Source organism: Xanthomonas euroxanthea (assembly GCF_903989455.1).
GTDB classification, from domain to species: domain Bacteria; phylum Pseudomonadota; class Gammaproteobacteria; order Xanthomonadales; family Xanthomonadaceae; genus Xanthomonas; species Xanthomonas euroxanthea.
Window position 1 is genome coordinate 2,298,257 of sequence record NZ_LR861803.1, and the last position, 17,123, is coordinate 2,315,379.

Consider the following 17,123-nt stretch of genomic DNA (forward strand, 5'->3'; position numbering starts at 1 on the left):
GCGGCCGGCGTCATCGCTTTTCCGTTCTCAGGAAAGAGGAGCAACGGCTATGCAGGATGTTTTGGGTAATCTTGCCGGCGTGTCGTCGGCGGATACATCGGGAAGCTGGTCGGAAAAGGCGGATCTGGGATTGAACATCGTCATTGTCGATGACCAGATGTCTGCGCGGACGATGCTGCGCCACGTCATCGAGGACATCGCACCGGAATTGAAGGTCTACGATTTCGGTGATCCGCTCGACGCGTTGGCGTGGTGCGAGGCCGGACGGGTGGATCTGTTGCTGCTCGACTATCGCATGCCGGGCATGGATGGCCTGGAGTTCGCCCGGCGTCTGCGCCGGCTGCCCAGCCATCGCGATATCCCGATCATCCTGATCACCATCGTCGGCGACGAGCCGATCCGCCAGGCCGCGCTGGAGGCGGGCGTGATCGACTTCCTGGTCAAGCCGATCCGTCCGCGCGAACTGCGCGCACGCTGCGCCAATTTGCTGCAGCTGCGTCAGCAGAGCGAAAGCGTCAAGCAGCGCGCGCTGTCGCTGGAGCAGCGTCTGCTGGCCAGCATGAACGAGGTCGAAGAGCGCGAACGCGAGACGTTGTCGCGGCTGGCGCGCGCCATCGAGTACCGCGACTCGGGCACCAGCGCCTTCCTGGAGCGCATGTCGCACGTGGCCGGCCTGATCGCCGAGCAGCTCGGGTTGTCCGAGGAAGAAGTGCGCATCATTGAGATGGCCGCGCCGCTGCACGACATGGGCAAGATCGCCATTCCCGATGCGGTGCTGCTCAAGCCGGGCAAGCTCACCGACGACGAGATGAGCATCATGAAGCGGCATCCGCGCATCGGCTACGAGCTGCTCAGCGGCAGCCAGAACCGTTTCATCCAGGTCGGCGCCTTGATCGCGTTGCGTCACCACGAGCGTTACGACGGCACCGGCTACCCGGATGGGCTGGTTGGCGAAGCGATCCCGCTGGAAGCGCGCATCGTGGCGGTGGCCGACGTCTTCGACGCGCTGCTGTCGCCGCGCCCGTACAAGGAGGCATGGACCATGGACGCCGCGCTGGCCTATCTGTATGCACAACGCGGTCGCCTGTTCGACCCGCGCTGCGTGGATGCGCTGCTGCGCGGTCGCGCGCAGCTGGACCAGATCTGCGGCGAATTCTCGACCGCATCGGCACGACCCGGGGTGTGAGGCAATGAATCCGTTCGGAAGGATCCGGCAGCGGTTGATGCATCGACCCGACAGCGAACATGGTCAGGCGATCGTCCGCATCGTGCTGATCAGCCTGATTCTGGCGTATGTCCTGCTGCCGGGTGTCCGGCACAGCCTGCCGCCGCACCAGCACACCGGCGTTCTGGTCATTGTGCTGACGGGCCTGAGTCTCGGACTTGCGTTGTTCGGGTGGCTGCTGTGGCGGCCCGGGCGCTCGGATGCGCGTCGCATCCAGGGCATGTTGGCCGATTACGGCTTGATGGCGGCCGGCATGATCCAGATGGGCGAGCCGCTAGCCTGGGTCTATGTCGTGGTGATGTGGGTCACCGTCGGCAACGGCCTGCGCTACGGCAACCGCTATCTGTACCTTGCGGTGGGAATGGCGGTAGTGAGCTTTTCCACGACGCTGTGGATGACCGACTACTGGCAACGCAACCAGCGGCTCGGTATCGGGCTTGCCGTTGGTCTGGCCGCCGTTCCGTTGTATTTCTCCAGTCTTCTGCGGCAGTTGACCCGCGCCACCGCCGAGGCGCGCCGTGCCAGTGAGGCCAAGAGCCGCTTCCTGGCCAACATGAGTCACGAGTTTCGGACACCGCTCAATGGCCTGTCCGGCATGACCGAGGTATTGGCAACGACGCGTCTGGATAGCGAGCAGCGCGAATGCCTGAAGACCATTCAGGCATCGACACGCAGCCTGCTGGCGCTGGTAGAGGAGGTGCTGGACATCTCGGCCATCGAAGCCGGCAAGCTGCGGATCAACACGTCCGACTTTGCGTTGCAGGACATCCTGCAGGCAATCGGTCTGATCCTGGAGCCGCAGGCCAGGGCCAAGGGGCTGCATTACCAGACAGCCGTGGCTGCCGACGTGCCTTCGCGTGTGCACGGGGACGCGGGACATCTGCGGCAAATCCTGCTCAACCTGGTCGGCAACGCGGTCAAGTTCACCGACCACGGCAGTGTCCAGTTGAAGGTGGCTGCCACCGAGGCCAGCGGCCGCGGCGGTTTGCTGCTCCGTTTTGAGGTGCTCGATACCGGCATCGGTGTGCCGGTCGATATGCGTCCGCGTTTGTTCGAGGCGTTTGAACAGGCAGATACCGGACTGGCACGCCGGTTCGAAGGCAGCGGCCTGGGAACCACGATCGCCAGGGGGCTGGTCCAGTCCATGGGGGGCGCGATCGGGTTCGAAGAAAATCCCGCGGGCGGCAGCTTGTTCTGGTTTGAACTGCCGTTTGGCCTGGCGGCCGCCAAGCCCGCAGCAACGCCATCGCCTGTGCTGCATGAGGCGGAGTCCACGATACCGGGCAACGTGATTGCGTTTGCCGATCCGTTTCTACGTCACCGTGCCCGCGTGCGCAGCATGCATATCCTGGTGGCGGACGATCATCTGGCAAATCGCCTGGTTCTGCAGCGGTTGCTGCAGAAAGCAGGCCATCGCGTGACCTGCGTTGACGGCGGCGAGGCCGTACTGGATGCATTGGCCGAGGCAGACTTCGACGCGGCCATCGTCGACTTGCACATGCCCGGTGTCAGCGGTCTGGACATGTTGAAGCAGCTCAGGGTGATGCAGGCGGGCGGTATGCCGGGCACCCCGGTCGTGGTGTTGAGCGCCGATGTCACCCCCGAGTCGATTCGCAGCTGCGAGCAGGCGGGCGCCTATGCCTTCCTGGCCAAGCCGGTGGCGGCGATCAAGCTGCTGGATACGCTGGCCGACATCGCCGTCAACCAGAAACTGCGTCAGGCCGATCCGGCCATCGCTACCCGCAGCCCGGCGCCGAGTGGCGCCGTCCTCGACCCTGCCGTGCTCGACGAGCTGGCGGAACTGGGGATGGGGAATGAGTTCGAACGCGAGTTCATTCAACAATGTCTCAGCGATGCCGCAGCTTGCGTTGTCCAGCTCGGCAAGGCGGCGGCGGACCAGGACTGGGCACGTCTGCGCGAGCATGCTCATGCGGTCAAGGGCGTTTCCAGCAATCTCGGGCTGGTGGCGCTGGCCGAACAGGGAGGTGAGTTGATGCGCCTGCCGGAAGCGCAGCTGCGCGCAGAATGGAGCCAGAGGCTGGAGCAGCTGAAGACGGGGTTGACACTCGGGCGCGAGGCGCTTGCTCAACGCGCACAGAACAAGTCCGACGGCGGAGTCAGCGGGAATGGCGACCGCGGCTAAGTGAAGCCCGGCGATAGGCCGGGCCTGATTCCCCCAGTACTGGATCCACCAAATCAGGCGGCACTTGCGCCAGCGCGGCGATTCTGTGCCTTGACCAAACGGTCCATCGTGCGCAGTGATTTCTCGCTCAGTGCCAGGGCAGTGTCGACCCAGACCTCGGTAATGCGCAGCAATTCGTCGTAAGGCACCGCCTGCGCGAGGTTGCGTGCGGCGTTCATCGCCAGATAGGCGTGGGAGATGCGCTTTTGCTGGCGAATCAGCGTTTCGGTGGCAACGACTCCCTGGCCCTTCGGTACGAGTACGTCCACGATTCCCATCGCATGCATTTCCTCGCTGCTGTAGATGCGTCCGTCGAGAATGATTTTTTCTGCCAGTTGGGGCGACACGCGACGGCACAGGAACGAATACGCGCCCATGCCCGGAAACAGACCGAACAAGACCTCGGGCAGTCCCATCCCGATGCCTTCTTCGGCCACGATGGTGTGGCAGGCCAGCGCCATCTCCAATCCACCTCCCAATGCATCGCCTTGCAGCAGCGCAATGCTGCGCACGTCCCCGCCAAAGCCTACATGCAGGTGATGGACGCCTTCCACGCAGCGGGTGGCATAGCGCATCAACTGCTCGCGGTTTTGGTCGCGGATCAGGCGTGCAAACAGGTCCAGATCGCCGCCGAGATTGAAGGCAGTGGAGTCGGATGCAAGCACGAAGTGGCGTAGTTCACCACTGCGCCGCTCATGCGGGGCGCGGGTGATGGATCCCATGACATCCCATATGTCGTCCAGCAATTCGGGACTGCAGCAGGGACGGATGCCAAAACGCGCATTGGCATGCATGAACAACCAGTGGGTGCCATCAGCGGCCGACGCATCGACCCGAATGGTGGAGTGGGGGCGGCCGATCGAAATCTTTTCAACGGTATTCATGGGCGTGATCCTGGAAAAGCCCGCGATGGGAGAGTGGACGCCGGCGGGCGCGCGCGATCCACTCCGAATCGATGCTACACCGGCACTATCTCCATGAACGCTGAGGGCTTCCTTTCTACCCGGTGAGCCCTGTGTGCTGAATCTTTCAGCGAATGTCTGCAAACAAATGCAGTTTATTGTGGATTACCCAGTGCTGAAATTATCTGTCTGGTCATTGGCCTATGGTTTCCTGCAGGACTCCCCTGGCCGGTGTTATCAACCGCAAAGTGCGTGCCTGCATTTGCGGGTGTCAAAAATGCGGATATAACCAGGTGCAAACTGGCCATCGTTCCGGCATGCCCGTGGTCGCATACCACTCGTCTGAGACGCGTGAACCGTCCGAAGCGTGCAAAAGCAGACGCCCGCAAGGCCTGGAGGCAGTGCGGGCGTGGGATGGCAGCCGGGTGGCCGTCGATCTGCGGTGGCGCCGGGGGATTATCCCTTGGGCGCATCCCGCAGTTCGCGGCGCAGGATCTTGCCGACATTGGTTTTCGGCAGTTCCTTGCGGAACTCGATCACGCGCGGCTGCTTGTAGCCGGTCAGGTTGGCGCGGCAGTGCGCCTTGACCGCATCGGCGGTCAGCGCAGGGTCCTTCTTCACGATGACGGCCTTGACGATCTCGCCGGACTTCTCGTCCGGTACGCCGACAGCGGCCACTTCCAGCACCCCGGGCATTTCGGCGATCACGTCCTCGATCTCGTTCGGGTAGACGTTGAAGCCGGACACCAGAATCATGTCCTTCTTGCGGTCGACGATGTAGACGAAACCCTGCTCGTCCATCCGCGCGATATCGCCGGTGTGCAGCCAGCCGTCGGCATCCATCACCTTGGCGGTTTCTTCCGGCTTCTTCCAGTAGCCCTTCATCACCTGCGGGCCCTTGATGCACAGCTCGCCGATCTCGCCCAGCGGCAGCATCGCGCCGGCGTCGTCCTTGATGCAGGCATCGGTGGACGGAATCGGCAGGCCGATCGAGCCGTTGTAGTCCTTCAGGTCCATCGGGTTGATGCAGGCGGCAGGCGAGGTTTCGGTCAGGCCGTAGGCCTCGACCAGGGTCAGGCCGGTGACCTTTTTCCAGCGTTCGGCGACCGACCGTTGCACCGCCATGCCGCCGCCAAGGGTCATCTTCAACGTGGAGAAATCCACCTGGTCGAAGCCGGGCGTATTGAGCAGGCCGTTGAACAGCGTGTTGACGCCGGTGAAGGCGGTGAAGCGGGTTTTCTTCAGTTCCTTGACGAAGCCGGGCATGTCGCGCGGATTGCTGATCAGGTGATTGCAGCCGCCGATCTTCATGAAGACCAGGCCGTTGGCCGTCAATGCAAAGATGTGGTACAGCGGCAGCGCGGTGATCACCACCTCGGCGCCTTCTTCCAGCTTGCCGGTGCCGGCAAGCCACTGGTGGGCCTGTTGCATGTTGGCCACCAGATTGCGGTGGGTGAGCATCGCGCCCTTGGCCACGCCGGTGGTGCCGCCGGTGTACTGCAGGAAGGCGATGTCATCGGGCTCGATCTGCAGCGTCGGCACGCTGTGCTTGCGGCCCAGCGCCAGTGCGTCGCGAAACCGGATCGCGCCCTTGATGCGGTAATCGGGCACCAGCTTCTTGACGTACTTGACGACGAAGTTGACCAGCGCCGCTTTCGGGAAGCCGAGCATGTCGCCCAGGCCGGTGGTGATCACTTGCTTGACCGGGGTGTCGGCGATGACCTGCTGCACGGTGGTGCCGAAGTTGTCGATCACCACCAGCACGCTGGCGCCGGCGTCGATCAGCTGATGCTTCAGCTCGCGCGGGGTGTAGAGCGGATTGACGTTGACCACGGTCAGGCCGGCACGCAGGATGCCGAAGGTGGCCACCGGATACTGCAGGCAGTTGGGCATCATCAGGGCGACGCGGTCGCCTTTCTTCAACTGCAATTCGCCAAGCAGATAGGCGGCAAACTGCTCGACCAGTTGGTCGGCTTGCCGATAGGTGAGGGTCTTGCCGAAGCTGTGATACGCGGGGCGGTCGGCGAACCGCTTGACCGAGGTGGCGAACACCTCTGCCACGGTCCGGAACTGCTCCAGATCGATCTCGGCGGCAACGCCGGCCGGATAACTTTGCAACCAAGGACGTGCCTGATTCATCTGCCCCCCTCCAGGGTGTTCGCTACGTGACGCGGTGTGTTCCACGGCGCTACAACAGCTGGCAGCATACCGTCATGGATGGAAAAGGCGAAGCGTGATGCAGGGCAGCATTCAAGCGCGGTGGCGGGGCGGGTTGGTTGCGATTTGTATCGTGGGCCTGGTCGGTTGCACGCGTGCCGCACCGGAGCAACGGCTGCGCGCAACGCTGGAGACGATGCACCAGGCGATCGAAGCGCGCGACATCGGCGAGGCGATGGCGCCGGTGGCCGAGGATTTTGTCGGCGACCAAGGACTGGACGCAGCCGGCCTGCGGCGATTGATGCAGCTGCAGATGCTGGGCAATCGCCGCATCGGCGTGACCCTGGGGCCGATGGATGTGCAACTGCACGATGACACCGCACGCGTGCGTTTCACCGCGCTGCTGACCGGCGGCAGCGGGCGCTGGCTGCCCGAGCAGGCACAGACCTACCAGGTGACCACCGGCTGGCGCTTGCAGGACGGCGACTGGCAGCTGTACCACGCGCAGTGGGAGCCGACCGGGCACTGATGCTGCGATTCTGGAGCGCGCATCGCCAGGTGGGCGCGGTGGGTGTCGGGTGGCAAGGTATTTCCCCGCTGCGCTGCGCTGCGTTTGCGTGCAGCGCCCGTCCGCTTCCGATGATTGCTCACCTGTCCGGCAATACGAGGTTCTGATTGCCCAAAACACCACTCCCGCCGGGCGGCGGGAGTGGGGTCATGCTTACAGGGCAGCGCGCTGCGCTCAGGCCGCCTTGCGGGCAGCCAGTTGACGCAGCACGTACTGCAGCAGACCACCGTGCTTGAAGTACTCCACTTCCTTGGGCGTCAGCAGCAGCACCTTGACCTGGAACTGCTTGACGCTGCCGTCGGACTTCTTCGCATCCACCGTGGCACGACGGCTGGCGCCGTCCTGCAGGCCGGTGATGTCCAGCACCTCCGAACCATCCAGGCCCAGGGTCTGGGCGTTTTCGTTCTCCAGGAACTGCAGCGGCAGCACGCCCATGCCGACCAGGTTAGAGCGATGGATGCGCTCGAAGCTCTCGGCGATCACCGCCTTGACGCCGAGCAGGTTGGTGCCCTTGGCCGCCCAGTCGCGCGAGGAACCGGTGCCGTATTCCTTGCCGGCCAGTACCACCAGCGGCACGCCGTCGGCCTTGTACTTCACTGCCGCATCGTAGATGGCCAGTTTTTCCGGCGCCGCGCCGTCCTTGCCGTAGTACAGGGTGTTGCCGCCTTCTTCGCCGCCGAACATCAGGTTCTTGATGCGGATGTTGGCGAAGGTGCCACGCACCATCACGTCGTCGTTGCCGCGGCGGCTGCCGTAGCTGTTGAAGTCGGCCGGTTGCACGCCGCGCTCCTGCAGGAAGCGACCCGCCGGCGAATCCTTCTTGATGTTGCCGGCCGGCGAGATGTGGTCGGTGGTGATCGAGTCGCCGAACAGGCCCATGATGCGTGCGCCATGCACGTCCTCGACATGGCCGACCTGCATGGTCATGCCATCGAAGTAGGGCGGGTTCTTGATGTAGGTCGAGGCCGCGTCCCATTCGTACAGCGCACCATCCGGAGAGGCGATGGTGTTCCAGCGGCTGTCGCCCTTGAACACGTCGGCATAGTTCTGCTTGAACATCTCCGGGCCGACGGTGGCGGCGATGGTGTCGCCGATTTCCTTGTTGCTCGGCCAGATGTCGCGCAGATACACCGGCTGCCCGTCGTTGCCGGTGCTCAGCGGGTCGGTGGTGAGGTTGATGTCGGTGGTACCGGCGATCGCATACGCCACCACCAGCGGCGGCGAGGCGAGGTAGTTCATCTTCACTTCGGGGTGCACGCGGCCTTCGAAGTTGCGGTTGCCCGACAACACCGAAGACACCACCAGATCGTCCTTGGCGATGGCCGCAGACACATCGTCCGGCAGCGGGCCGGAGTTGCCGATGCAGGTGGTGCAGCCATAGCCGACCACGTAGAACCCGAGCTTTTCCAGATCGGCGAGCACGCCTGCCTTGCTCAGGTAATCGGTGACCACGCGCGAGCCCGGCCCGAGCGAGGTCTTCACCCACGGCTGCGCCTTCAGCCCCTTGGCCGCCGCGTTACGCGCGAGCAGGCCGGCACCCAGCATCACTGCCGGATTGGAGGTGTTGGTGCAGGAGGTGATCGCGGCGATCACCACCGAGCCGTCGCGCAGCTGCCAGCCGGCGCCGCTGTCGGTGGAACTCTCGGCTTGCGCAGCCTTGGCGCCGACCGCAGTGCCGCCGCCACCTTCGTTCTTCAGGCGGTCTTCCTGCTTGACGTCGGTCAGGCGCTTGCTGCGCGCGTCCACGAACGGCTTGAGGCTCTCGCGGAAGTTGGACTGCATGTCTTCCAGCAGTACGCGGTCCTGCGGGCGCTTGGGGCCGGCCAGCGACGGCTTGACCTCGCCCATGTCCAGCTCCAGCGTGGCGCTGTACTGGGCCGGCGGAGTGTTGGCGTCGTGCCACAGGCCCTGCGCCTTGGCATAGGCTTCGACCAGGGCGATCTGCTCCTCGCTGCGGCCGGACAGGCGCAGATAGGTCAGCGATTCTTCGTCGACCGGGAAGATGCCGCAGGTGGCGCCGTATTCCGGTGCCATGTTGCCGATCGTGGCGCGATCGGCCAGCGGCAGGTGCTGCAGGCCTTCGCCGTAGAACTCGACGAACTTGCCGACCACGCCGGCCTTGCGCAGCATCTGGGTGACGGTGAGCACCAGGTCGGTTGCGGTGGCGCCTTCGGGCAGCTTGCCGCTGAGCTTGAAGCCGACCACCTGCGGAATCAGCATGGACGAGGGCTGGCCCAGCATCGCGGCCTCGGCCTCGATACCGCCCACGCCCCAGCCCAGCACGCCGATGCCATTGATCATGGTGGTGTGGCTGTCGGTGCCGAACACGGTGTCCGGGTAGGCGATCCGTGTCCCGTCCTTGTCCGCGCTCATCACCACGCGTGCCAGGTTTTCCAGGTTCACCTGGTGGACGATGCCGGTATTGGGCGGCACCACCTTGAAGTTCTCGAATGCCTTCTGGCCCCAGCGCAGGAAGCCGTAGCGCTCCTGGTTGCGCTGGAATTCGATCTTGCCGTTGAGGTCGAGCGCGTCAGCCGAGCCGAACACATCCACCTGCACCGAGTGGTCGATGACCAGCTCGGAGGGAATCTGCGGGTTGATCTGGTCGGCCTTGCCGCCGAGCTTGACCACGGCATCGCGCATCGCGGCCAGGTCGACCACGCACGGCACGCCGGTGAAGTCCTGCAGCACCACGCGGGCCGGCATGAAGGCGATTTCGATATCGGGCTCTGCCTTGGGGTCCCACTTGGCGACCGCTTCGATGTGGTCCTTGCCGACGGTGACGCCGCCGTCCTCGTGCCGGAGCAGGTTCTCCAGCAGGATCTTCATCGAATAGGGCAGGTGGCCGATCTCGAAGCGCTCGCCCAGCTTGGGCAGGCTGTAGTACTCGTAGCGCTGGCCGTGGACCTCGAACGAGGTGCGGGTGGAAAAGGAATCGCTCATGCATCACTCCTATGGCAGCAGGCTTTAGGTCTGTTTGGGACAGTGTGACCAATTCAGTGTGTACGTTCGGTTGCAGCACAGGGTATGTGGCCTTGAGTACGACAAGTCAAGTATGTAAAATCACTGCATACTTTCTGCCGGGGCCACCTCCATGGAAGCCACAGTTGCCGAACGCGGGCAGATCACGCTGCCCAAGGCCGTGCGCGATGCCCTGGGCCTGACCAAGGGCACCACGCTCAAGATCGAGCTCGACGGCGGGCGCATCATCCTGCGCAAGGACGTCAGCGAGGCGCTGCGCAAGGTGCGCGGCAAGTTCAAGCTGGTCGACGGGCTGACCAGTACCGATGAGGCGATGCGCGCCATCCGTGGCCGCGCCCCCGGGGATCCGTTCGACCCATGATTGCCCTGGATTCCTCGGTGCTGCTCGACATCCTGGTCGGTGATGCGGTCTACGGCGAGGTGTCGGAGATCTGCATCGGCGATGCGCTGGCGCGCGACGAGGTGGTGGTCTGCGATGCGGTGGTGGCCGAGGTGCTGGCCATGCTCGACACCCAGGTCGACCTGATGGAAACCCTTGCCTCGATCGGTGTGCGTTACGAAGCCACCCAGGAAGCGGCGGCGGTGCGCGCCGGCCATATGAACAAGCGCTTCCGCGCGCGCGGCGGCAAGCGCGAGCGGGTGGTGGCCGATTTCCTGATCGGCGCCCACGCGATGCTCCAGTGCGACGGGTTGATCACCCGCGACGAGGGCTTTTTCCGCGACTACTTCAAGGGTTTGAAGATCGTTGTCCCCAAACCCGCACGCTGATCCACGTTTCGCGTTTACACATTCACTGTTGTCTTTCGGAGAATCCGCATGTTGGAAGCCTATCGCCACCACGTTGCAGAGCGCGCCGCGCTCGGTATCCCGCCGCTGCCGCTGACCGCGCAGCAGACCGCCGAGGTCATCGAGCTGCTGAAGGCTCCGCCGGCGGGCGAAGAACAATTCCTGGTCGAGCTGCTCAGCCAGCGCGTGCCGGCCGGTGTCGATGACGCCGCCAAGGTCAAGGCCTCGTACCTGGCCGCGGTGGCGTTCGGCACCGAAAAGACCGCGCTGATCAGCCCCACGCGTGCGACCGAGCTGCTCGGCACCATGCTGGGCGGCTACAACATCCAGCCGCTGATCGATCTGCTCGACAACCCCGAGCTGGGCGCCACCGCCGCCGAGGCGCTCAAGCACACCTTGCTGGTGTTCGACGCCTTCCACGACGTGCAGGAAAAGGCCGAAGCCGGTAACGCGCACGCCAAGGCCGTGCTGCAGAGCTGGGCCGAGGCCGAGTGGTTCACCAGCAAGCCGGAAGTGCCGCAGAGCATGACCGTCACCGTGTTCAAGGTGCCCGGCGAGACCAACACCGACGACCTGTCGCCGGCCCCGGATGCGACCACGCGCCCGGACATCCCGCTGCACGCGCTGGCGATGCTGAAGAACGCCCGCGACGGCGCGGCCTTCGTGCCGGAAGAAGACGGCAAGCGTGGCCCGATCCAGGCCATCGCCGACCTCAAGGCCAAGGGCCATCTGGTCGCCTACGTGGGCGATGTGGTCGGTACCGGTTCCTCGCGCAAGTCGGCGACCAACTCGGTGCTGTGGTGGACCGGCGAGGACATTCCGTTCATCCCGAACAAGCGCTTCGGCGGCGTGTGCCTGGGCAGCAAGATCGCCCCGATCTTCTACAACACGATGGAAGACGCCGGTGCATTGCCGATCGAGCTGGACGTGTCGCAGATGGAGCACGGCGATGTGGTCGAGCTGCGTCCGTACGACGGCAAGGCACTGAAGAACGGACAGGTGATCGCCGAGTTCGCGATGAAGTCGGACGTGCTGTTCGACGAAGTGCGCGCCGGTGGCCGCATTCCGCTGATCGTCGGCCGCGGCCTCACCGCCAAGGCACGCGAATTCCTGGGCCTGCCGGCCTCGGACCTGTTCCGCCTGCCGATGGACCCGCCGGACACCGGCAAGGGCTTCTCGCTGGCGCAGAAGATGGTCGGCCGCGCCTGCGGTCTGCCGGAAGGCCAGGGCATGCGCCCGGGCACCTATTGCGAGCCGAAGATGACCTCGGTGGGCTCGCAGGACACCACCGGCCCGATGACCCGCGACGAGCTCAAGGACCTGGCCTGCCTGGGCTTCTCGGCCGACCTGGTGATGCAGTCGTTCTGCCACACCGCCGCTTACCCGAAGCCGGTGGACGTCAAGACCCATCACACCTTGCCGGAGTTCATCTCCACCCGTGGCGGCGTGTCGCTGCGTCCCGGCGATGGCGTGATCCATAGCTGGCTCAATCGCATGCTGCTGCCCGACACGGTCGGTACCGGTGGCGACTCGCATACGCGTTTCCCGATCGGCATCTCGTTCCCGGCCGGCTCCGGCCTGGTGGCGTTCGCCGCTGCCACCGGCGTGATGCCGCTGGACATGCCCGAGAGCGTGCTGGTGCGCTTCAAGGGTGAGATGCAGCCGGGCGTGACCCTGCGTGATCTGGTCAACGCGATCCCGCTGTACGCGATCAAGGACGGCCTGCTGACCGTGGCCAAGCAGGGCAAGAAGAACATCTTCTCCGGCCGCATCCTGGAAATCGAAGGGCTGCCGAACCTGAAGGTGGAGCAGGCGTTCGAGCTGTCCGACGCCTCGGCCGAGCGCTCGGCGGCCGGTTGCACCGTGCACCTGGACAAGGCGCCGATCATCGAATACCTGACCAGCAACATCACGCTGCTGCGCTGGATGATTGCCGAAGGCTATGCCGACGCGCGCACGCTGGGCCGCCGCATCAAGAAGATGGAAGAGTGGCTGGCCGATCCGCAGCTGCTGCAGCCCGATGCCGACGCCGAATACGCGGCCGTCATCGAGATCGACCTGGCCGACATCCACGAGCCGATCGTGGCATGCCCGAACGACCCGGACGACGTCAAGACACTGTCCGACGTGGCCGGCGCGGCGATCGACGAGGTGTTCATCGGTTCGTGCATGACCAACATCGGTCACTTCCGTGCCGCCGCCAAGTTGCTGGAAGGCAAGCGCGACATCCCGACCCGCCTGTGGGTTGCGCCGCCGACCAAGATGGATGCCTCCGAGCTGACCAAGGAAGGCCATTACGGCACTTTCGGCGCGGCCGGTGCGCGTATGGAAATGCCGGGCTGCTCGCTGTGCATGGGCAACCAGGCCCAGGCACGCGAGGGCGCCACGGTGTTCTCCACCTCGACGCGTAACTTCCCGAATCGTCTGGGCCGCAACACCAACGTGTACCTGGGTTCGGCGGAACTGGCCGCGATCTGCTCGCGTCTGGGGCGCATCCCGACCAAGGACGAGTACATGGCCGATGTGGGCGTGATCAAGACCAGTGGCGACCAGATCTACCGCTACATGAACTTCGATCAGATCCAGGAATATCAGGACGTGGCCGACACCGTCGCTGCCTGATCCAGGGGTTGGATCACCCGTTCGAAAACGCCCGGCAATGCCGGGCGTTTTTCGTTATTCGGGCGATGGCTTCGTCTTGGCCGCGTAATGCCGGAAGTTAAAGGCAATCGCAGTTAACTCACCTGCCGCATTGCAACAAAAATCTGAAGTCGGGAGGCCTAGAGTGGCGCCGCTTCCACTCGCTGTGATGATCTCCAATGCCTACTTGCACGATCGCTGGTCAAACGCTGCACTACGCACACTACGGTCACGGGTTTCCGGTTCTGCTCGGCCACAGTTATCTCTGGGATGCGGCCATGTGGGAGCCGCAGATCCAGGCGCTGTCGCAGCACTATCGGGTCATCGTCCCCGAGTTGTGGGGGCACGGACAGTCGGCAGCATTGCCGGCAGGCACGCAGACGGTTGGCGATCTTGCCAGGCAGATGCTGCAATTGCTGGACGCGTTGGAGCTGCCGCAGTGCGCGGTGGTCGGCTTGTCGGTCGGTGGCATGTGGGCCGCCGAGCTGGCGCTGCTGGCACCGGAGCGCGTGCGCAGCCTGGTGTTGATGGATACCTTCCTGGGGGCCGAGTCGCAGGCCACGCAAATGCGTTATTTCGGGTTGCTCGATGCAATGGAAGCCGCGGGGCAGGTGACGCCTGCGTTGATCGAGGCGATCGTGCCGATCTTTTTCCGTCCTGGCATCGATCTGAATTCCGCGCTGCCGGCTGCGTTTGCACAGCGCCTGGCGGCGCTGTCGGCCGAGCAGGTGCGCGCCTCCATCGTGCCGTTGGGCCGGCTGATCTTCGGGCGCGCCGATCGCCTGGAGGCGATGTCTGCGCTGAATCCGGCCAGCACGTTCCTGCTCGGCGGCGCGGACGATATTCCGCGGCCGCCGGAAGAATTGTGGCTGATGGCCGAGGTGATCGGTTGCGACTACGAGCTGATTCCCGATGCCGGGCATATCGCATCGCTGGAGAATCCGGCGTTCGTCACCGCGCAGTTGCTGGGGTGGTTGAAGCGCACGGTGGCATCGGATTCGACGCGGATGGAAAGGCGCGCGCTTGAAGGCAGCACTCAGGCACAGGCACCGCTCTGACTGGTGTGCTGCTGATCTGGTGAATCAGAACGACACCATGCGTTGCTTGCAACCATGAGCACCGACCATCTCGATTGGCGCTGCTTGCAACCATGAGCGCCGATCACCTCACTTGGTCCTTGCCCGCTCACCGTCGCGGGACCTTGAGCGGCATGGATGCCGCGCCAGAGCCTACAGGGACGTCCTTGCGGCGTGTCCCGCGATGGTGGGCGGGCAAGGGCCCTGCACCGAAGCACCAGATCAGATGCTTTGCCTTCTAGCAGGTTGCCTCGACCTGCTGATGCGAACGTAAAACGCTATGAGAACAGCCTGACAAACCACGACGTAGTGTCGTGAGCCGCTTCTAAGGCTGCGCACCCAACCAGGCTTCCAGTGCCGCCGCCGGCAAGGGCCGCGAAAACAGATAGCCCTGCAGCACTTCGCAGCCGAGGTCGGCAAGGAACAGGCGCTGCGCCTCGTTTTCCACGCCTTCGGCAACCACGTGCTTGCGCAGATGCTCGCCGATGCGCAGCACCGAGGTGGTGAGGGCGCGGGCGTCTTCGCTGTGTTCGATGTCGCGCACGAAGCTCATGTCCAGCTTGAGTTCGTCGATCGGCAGGCGATGCAGGTGGCTCAGGCTGGAGTAGCCGGTGCCGAAGTCGTCCAGCGACAAAGAGATACCGGCTTCGCGGATGGCATGCAGGTTCTCCAGCACGCCAGGCTGCCCGGACAGCATCACGCTCTCGGTCATTTCCAGCGTGAGGTCGGAGGGCTGCGCGCCCGTCTCGGCGATCAGGCGCAACAGGTCGCTGAGCATGCGCGGGCTTTCGAAGCTGCTCGCCGACAGATTCACCGACACCCGCGTCACCGGCACACCACGCGTGCGCCAATCGGCGATCTGCCGGCAGGCGCTGCGCAATACCCAATCGTTGAGCTGCGGCATCATGCCTTGCTCTTCGGCCACGGGCAGGAAACGCGCCGGCGAAATGGCGCCCAGTTGCGGATGATTCCAGCGCAACAACGCTTCCACGCCGTACAGCGCGTGCGGCGCGGCGCTGTGCAATTGCGGTTGATAGTGCAGCTGCAGCTGATCGCGGCCGATGGCCTGGCGCAGCTCCGCTTCCAGCGCGACGCGCTCCTGCGCCATGCGGTTCATGTCGGAACTGAAGAAGCGGAAGCGTCCGCCGCCTTCCTGCTTGGCGCGGTTCATGGCCAGATCGGCATGCCGCAGCAGGATGTTGATGTCGCGCCCGTCCTCGGGAAACATCGCCACGCCGATGCTGGCGGACGGATGCACGGTCATGTGCCCGACCGGCAGTGGCCTGGCAATGGTGCCCAGCACCCGTTCTGCGGCGGCACTGGCCTGCTCGGCACTGCATTGCGGCAGCGCAAGTGCGAATTCGTCGCCTGCCAGGCGCGCCAGCATGGCGGTGGCGGGCAGCTGTTCGCCGATGCGCAGGGCGATGTCGCGTAACAGACCATCGCCGGCGGCATGGCCCTGGCTGTCGTTGATCAATTTGAAGCGGTCGATGTTGATGAACATCAACGTGGCCGGTTCGCCGGCATATTCGGCCTGCGTCAGGGCCTGCTCGGCGCGTGCGCTGAACATGATGCGGTTGGGCAGGCCGGTCAGCGCATCGTAAAACGCGAGTTGGTGCACGCGTTGGCGGGTCTGCTCGCGCTCTAGTGCCAGCGTGCACAGCTGCTGGCACAGATCGGTGAGGCGTACGTGCCAGGCATCGGCCCGCTGGGCCTTGCGGTAGTACAGCGCGAAGGTCCCGAGCACGCGTGCGCTGTTGGAGCGGATCGGCGTGCTCCAGCAGGCGCGCAGGCCCATCGGCAACAATACTTCGCGAAATTGCGCGAACAGCGGGTCGGTGGCGATGTCTTCCACCATCACCGCACGGCCGCGCCAGGCGGCCGTGCCGCAGGCGCCTGCGCCCGGCGCGATCTTCAAGCCGTTGACCGCATCGGCATACTCCGGCGGCAGGCTGGGGGCCGCCAGCGAATGCAGGCAGCCTTGATTGTCCGCGCTCATGACCGTGGCCAGCACGTCCGGCGCGATGCGCTCGACCTCGGTGCAGATCAGCGTCATCACCTCGATCAGCGGCCGCTCCTGCACCAGCGCCTCGAGCACGCGGTGCTGCAGCACTTCATGCATCTTGGTGTCGGTGATGTCGGTCAGCACCGCCACGTAATGCGAGGGAAGATGCCTGGCGTCGTAGATCGGATTGAAGTTGAGCGAGATCCACAGCGGCGTGCCGTCCTTGCGATACACCAGCAGGTCGGCCTGGGTCTGCTGCAGGGCGTCAGCGCGGTCGCGGATGCGTGCCACCTCGTCCTGGTCGCTTTGCGCGCGGGTGAGCACGTCCGAGGGGCGCTTGCCGACCAGTTCGGCCTCGGTATAGCCGAACATGCGCTGGAAGCCGTCATTGGCATAGAGCAGGCGCGATTGCAGATCGCAGATCAGGATCGCACTGCTGCTGCCGTCCAGCGCTTCGGCCAGCAGGCGCGAGCGCGTGGCGTCGGGATGTTCGTCGGGCCTGGTCATGCCGGCGGTGATCGGGCCGGCCTTGATCGTCCCGGGCATGAGCGGGTGATCTGCTCGTGCATCCGCCGTCACCGGCGACGCGGCATCCGCGAC

The 17,123-nt window shown here is 64.6% G+C and carries 11 protein-coding genes; 7 read left to right on the plus strand and 4 right to left on the minus strand.

The genetic code is table 11. The features are described 5' to 3' along the window. Positions 1-49 precede the first annotated feature (49 nt). Together rpfG and H7A86_RS09805 are read left to right on the plus strand one after the other, a co-directional pair. Entirely contained in the window at positions 50-1,186 is a 1,137-nt protein-coding gene (gene rpfG, locus H7A86_RS09800) for a cyclic di-GMP phosphodiesterase response regulator RpfG (protein ID WP_026064477.1), read from the plus strand. Positions 1,187-1,190: 4 nt separating this feature from the next. Further along, positions 1,191-3,368, plus strand: a complete 2,178-nt coding sequence (locus H7A86_RS09805) for an ATP-binding protein (RefSeq protein ID WP_119132041.1) — start codon at positions 1,191-1,193, stop codon at positions 3,366-3,368. Positions 3,369-3,421: 53 nt separating this feature from the next. Here the strand turns inward: H7A86_RS09805 and H7A86_RS09810 are convergent, their stop codons facing one another. Together H7A86_RS09810 and rpfB are read right to left on the minus strand one after the other, a co-directional pair. Next, on the minus strand, positions 3,422-4,291 hold the full coding sequence (locus H7A86_RS09810; protein ID WP_016903176.1) for a crotonase/enoyl-CoA hydratase family protein: 870 nt from the start codon (positions 4,289-4,291) through the stop codon (positions 3,422-3,424). Positions 4,292-4,765: 474 nt separating this feature from the next. Further along, entirely contained in the window at positions 4,766-6,448 is a 1,683-nt protein-coding gene (rpfB, locus tag H7A86_RS09815) for a fatty acyl-CoA ligase RpfB (RefSeq protein WP_026064479.1), read from the minus strand. A 97-nt stretch (positions 6,449-6,545) separates the two neighbouring features. Here rpfB and H7A86_RS09820 point away from each other — a divergent pair, with 97 nt between their 5' ends. Further along, positions 6,546-6,995 carry a Cif family virulence factor gene (locus H7A86_RS09820; RefSeq protein ID WP_119132040.1) on the plus strand — a complete coding sequence of 150 codons (450 nt, stop codon included), beginning with the start codon at positions 6,546-6,548 and terminating at the stop codon, positions 6,993-6,995. Positions 6,996-7,208: 213 nt separating this feature from the next. On the opposite strand, the gene acnA is transcribed toward H7A86_RS09820, so the two are convergent. After that, the gene (gene acnA / locus H7A86_RS09825; protein WP_119132039.1) at positions 7,209-9,977 is read right to left on the minus strand and encodes an aconitate hydratase AcnA; all 2,769 of its coding nucleotides are present in this window, start codon (positions 9,975-9,977) and stop codon (positions 7,209-7,211) included. A 151-nt stretch (positions 9,978-10,128) separates the two neighbouring features. On the opposite strand from acnA, the gene H7A86_RS09830 reads away from it, so the two are divergent. The 4 genes from H7A86_RS09830 (at position 10,129) to H7A86_RS09845 (ending at position 14,500) form a co-directional block, all read left to right on the plus strand. Beyond that, the gene (locus tag H7A86_RS09830) at positions 10,129-10,377 is read left to right on the plus strand and encodes an AbrB/MazE/SpoVT family DNA-binding domain-containing protein (protein WP_016903180.1); all 249 of its coding nucleotides are present in this window, start codon (positions 10,129-10,131) and stop codon (positions 10,375-10,377) included. Beyond that, positions 10,374-10,784 (plus strand): type II toxin-antitoxin system VapC family toxin, encoded by a 411-nt coding sequence (locus H7A86_RS09835; RefSeq protein WP_016903181.1) that lies wholly within the window; start codon positions 10,374-10,376, stop codon positions 10,782-10,784. Before H7A86_RS09830 ends, H7A86_RS09835 begins: the two co-directional genes overlap by 4 nt. 48 nt (positions 10,785-10,832) lie before the next feature. Then, the gene (gene acnB / locus H7A86_RS09840) at positions 10,833-13,424 is read left to right on the plus strand and encodes a bifunctional aconitate hydratase 2/2-methylisocitrate dehydratase (protein WP_104644554.1); all 2,592 of its coding nucleotides are present in this window, start codon (positions 10,833-10,835) and stop codon (positions 13,422-13,424) included. A 197-nt stretch (positions 13,425-13,621) separates the two neighbouring features. Continuing rightward, a complete protein-coding gene (locus H7A86_RS09845) occupies positions 13,622-14,500 on the plus strand; it encodes an alpha/beta fold hydrolase (protein ID WP_232099306.1) in 879 nt (292 codons plus the stop codon). A 343-nt stretch (positions 14,501-14,843) separates the two neighbouring features. Here H7A86_RS09845 and H7A86_RS09850 read toward each other — a convergent pair whose 3' ends face one another. Further along, positions 14,844-17,069: a sensor domain-containing protein gene (locus tag H7A86_RS09850; protein WP_164740896.1), complete on the minus strand. Its 2,226-nt coding sequence runs from the start codon at positions 17,067-17,069 to the stop codon at positions 14,844-14,846. Between the last annotated feature and the right edge of the window lie 54 nt (positions 17,070-17,123).

Excerpts from the sequence above, each read along its gene's own strand:
- H7A86_RS09805 (WP_119132041.1), top strand. The coding sequence starts at position 1,191 with ATGAATCCGTTCGGAAGGATCCGGCAGCGGTTGATGCATCGACCCGAC.
- H7A86_RS09850 (WP_164740896.1), bottom strand. The coding sequence starts at position 17,069 with ATGCCCGGGACGATCAAGGCCGGCCCGATCACCGCCGGCATGACCAGG.
- H7A86_RS09830 (WP_016903180.1), top strand. The coding sequence starts at position 10,129 with ATGGAAGCCACAGTTGCCGAACGCGGGCAGATCACGCTGCCCAAGGCC.
- H7A86_RS09845 (WP_232099306.1), top strand. The coding sequence starts at position 13,622 with ATGCCTACTTGCACGATCGCTGGTCAAACGCTGCACTACGCACACTAC.
- rpfB (WP_026064479.1), bottom strand. The coding sequence starts at position 6,448 with ATGAATCAGGCACGTCCTTGGTTGCAAAGTTATCCGGCCGGCGTTGCC.
- acnA (WP_119132039.1), bottom strand. The coding sequence starts at position 9,977 with ATGAGCGATTCCTTTTCCACCCGCACCTCGTTCGAGGTCCACGGCCAG.
- rpfG (WP_026064477.1), top strand. The coding sequence starts at position 50 with ATGCAGGATGTTTTGGGTAATCTTGCCGGCGTGTCGTCGGCGGATACA.
- H7A86_RS09835 (WP_016903181.1), top strand. The coding sequence starts at position 10,374 with ATGATTGCCCTGGATTCCTCGGTGCTGCTCGACATCCTGGTCGGTGAT.
- H7A86_RS09810 (WP_016903176.1), bottom strand. The coding sequence starts at position 4,291 with ATGAATACCGTTGAAAAGATTTCGATCGGCCGCCCCCACTCCACCATT.
- H7A86_RS09820 (WP_119132040.1), top strand. The coding sequence starts at position 6,546 with ATGCAGGGCAGCATTCAAGCGCGGTGGCGGGGCGGGTTGGTTGCGATT.
- acnB (WP_104644554.1), top strand. The coding sequence starts at position 10,833 with ATGTTGGAAGCCTATCGCCACCACGTTGCAGAGCGCGCCGCGCTCGGT.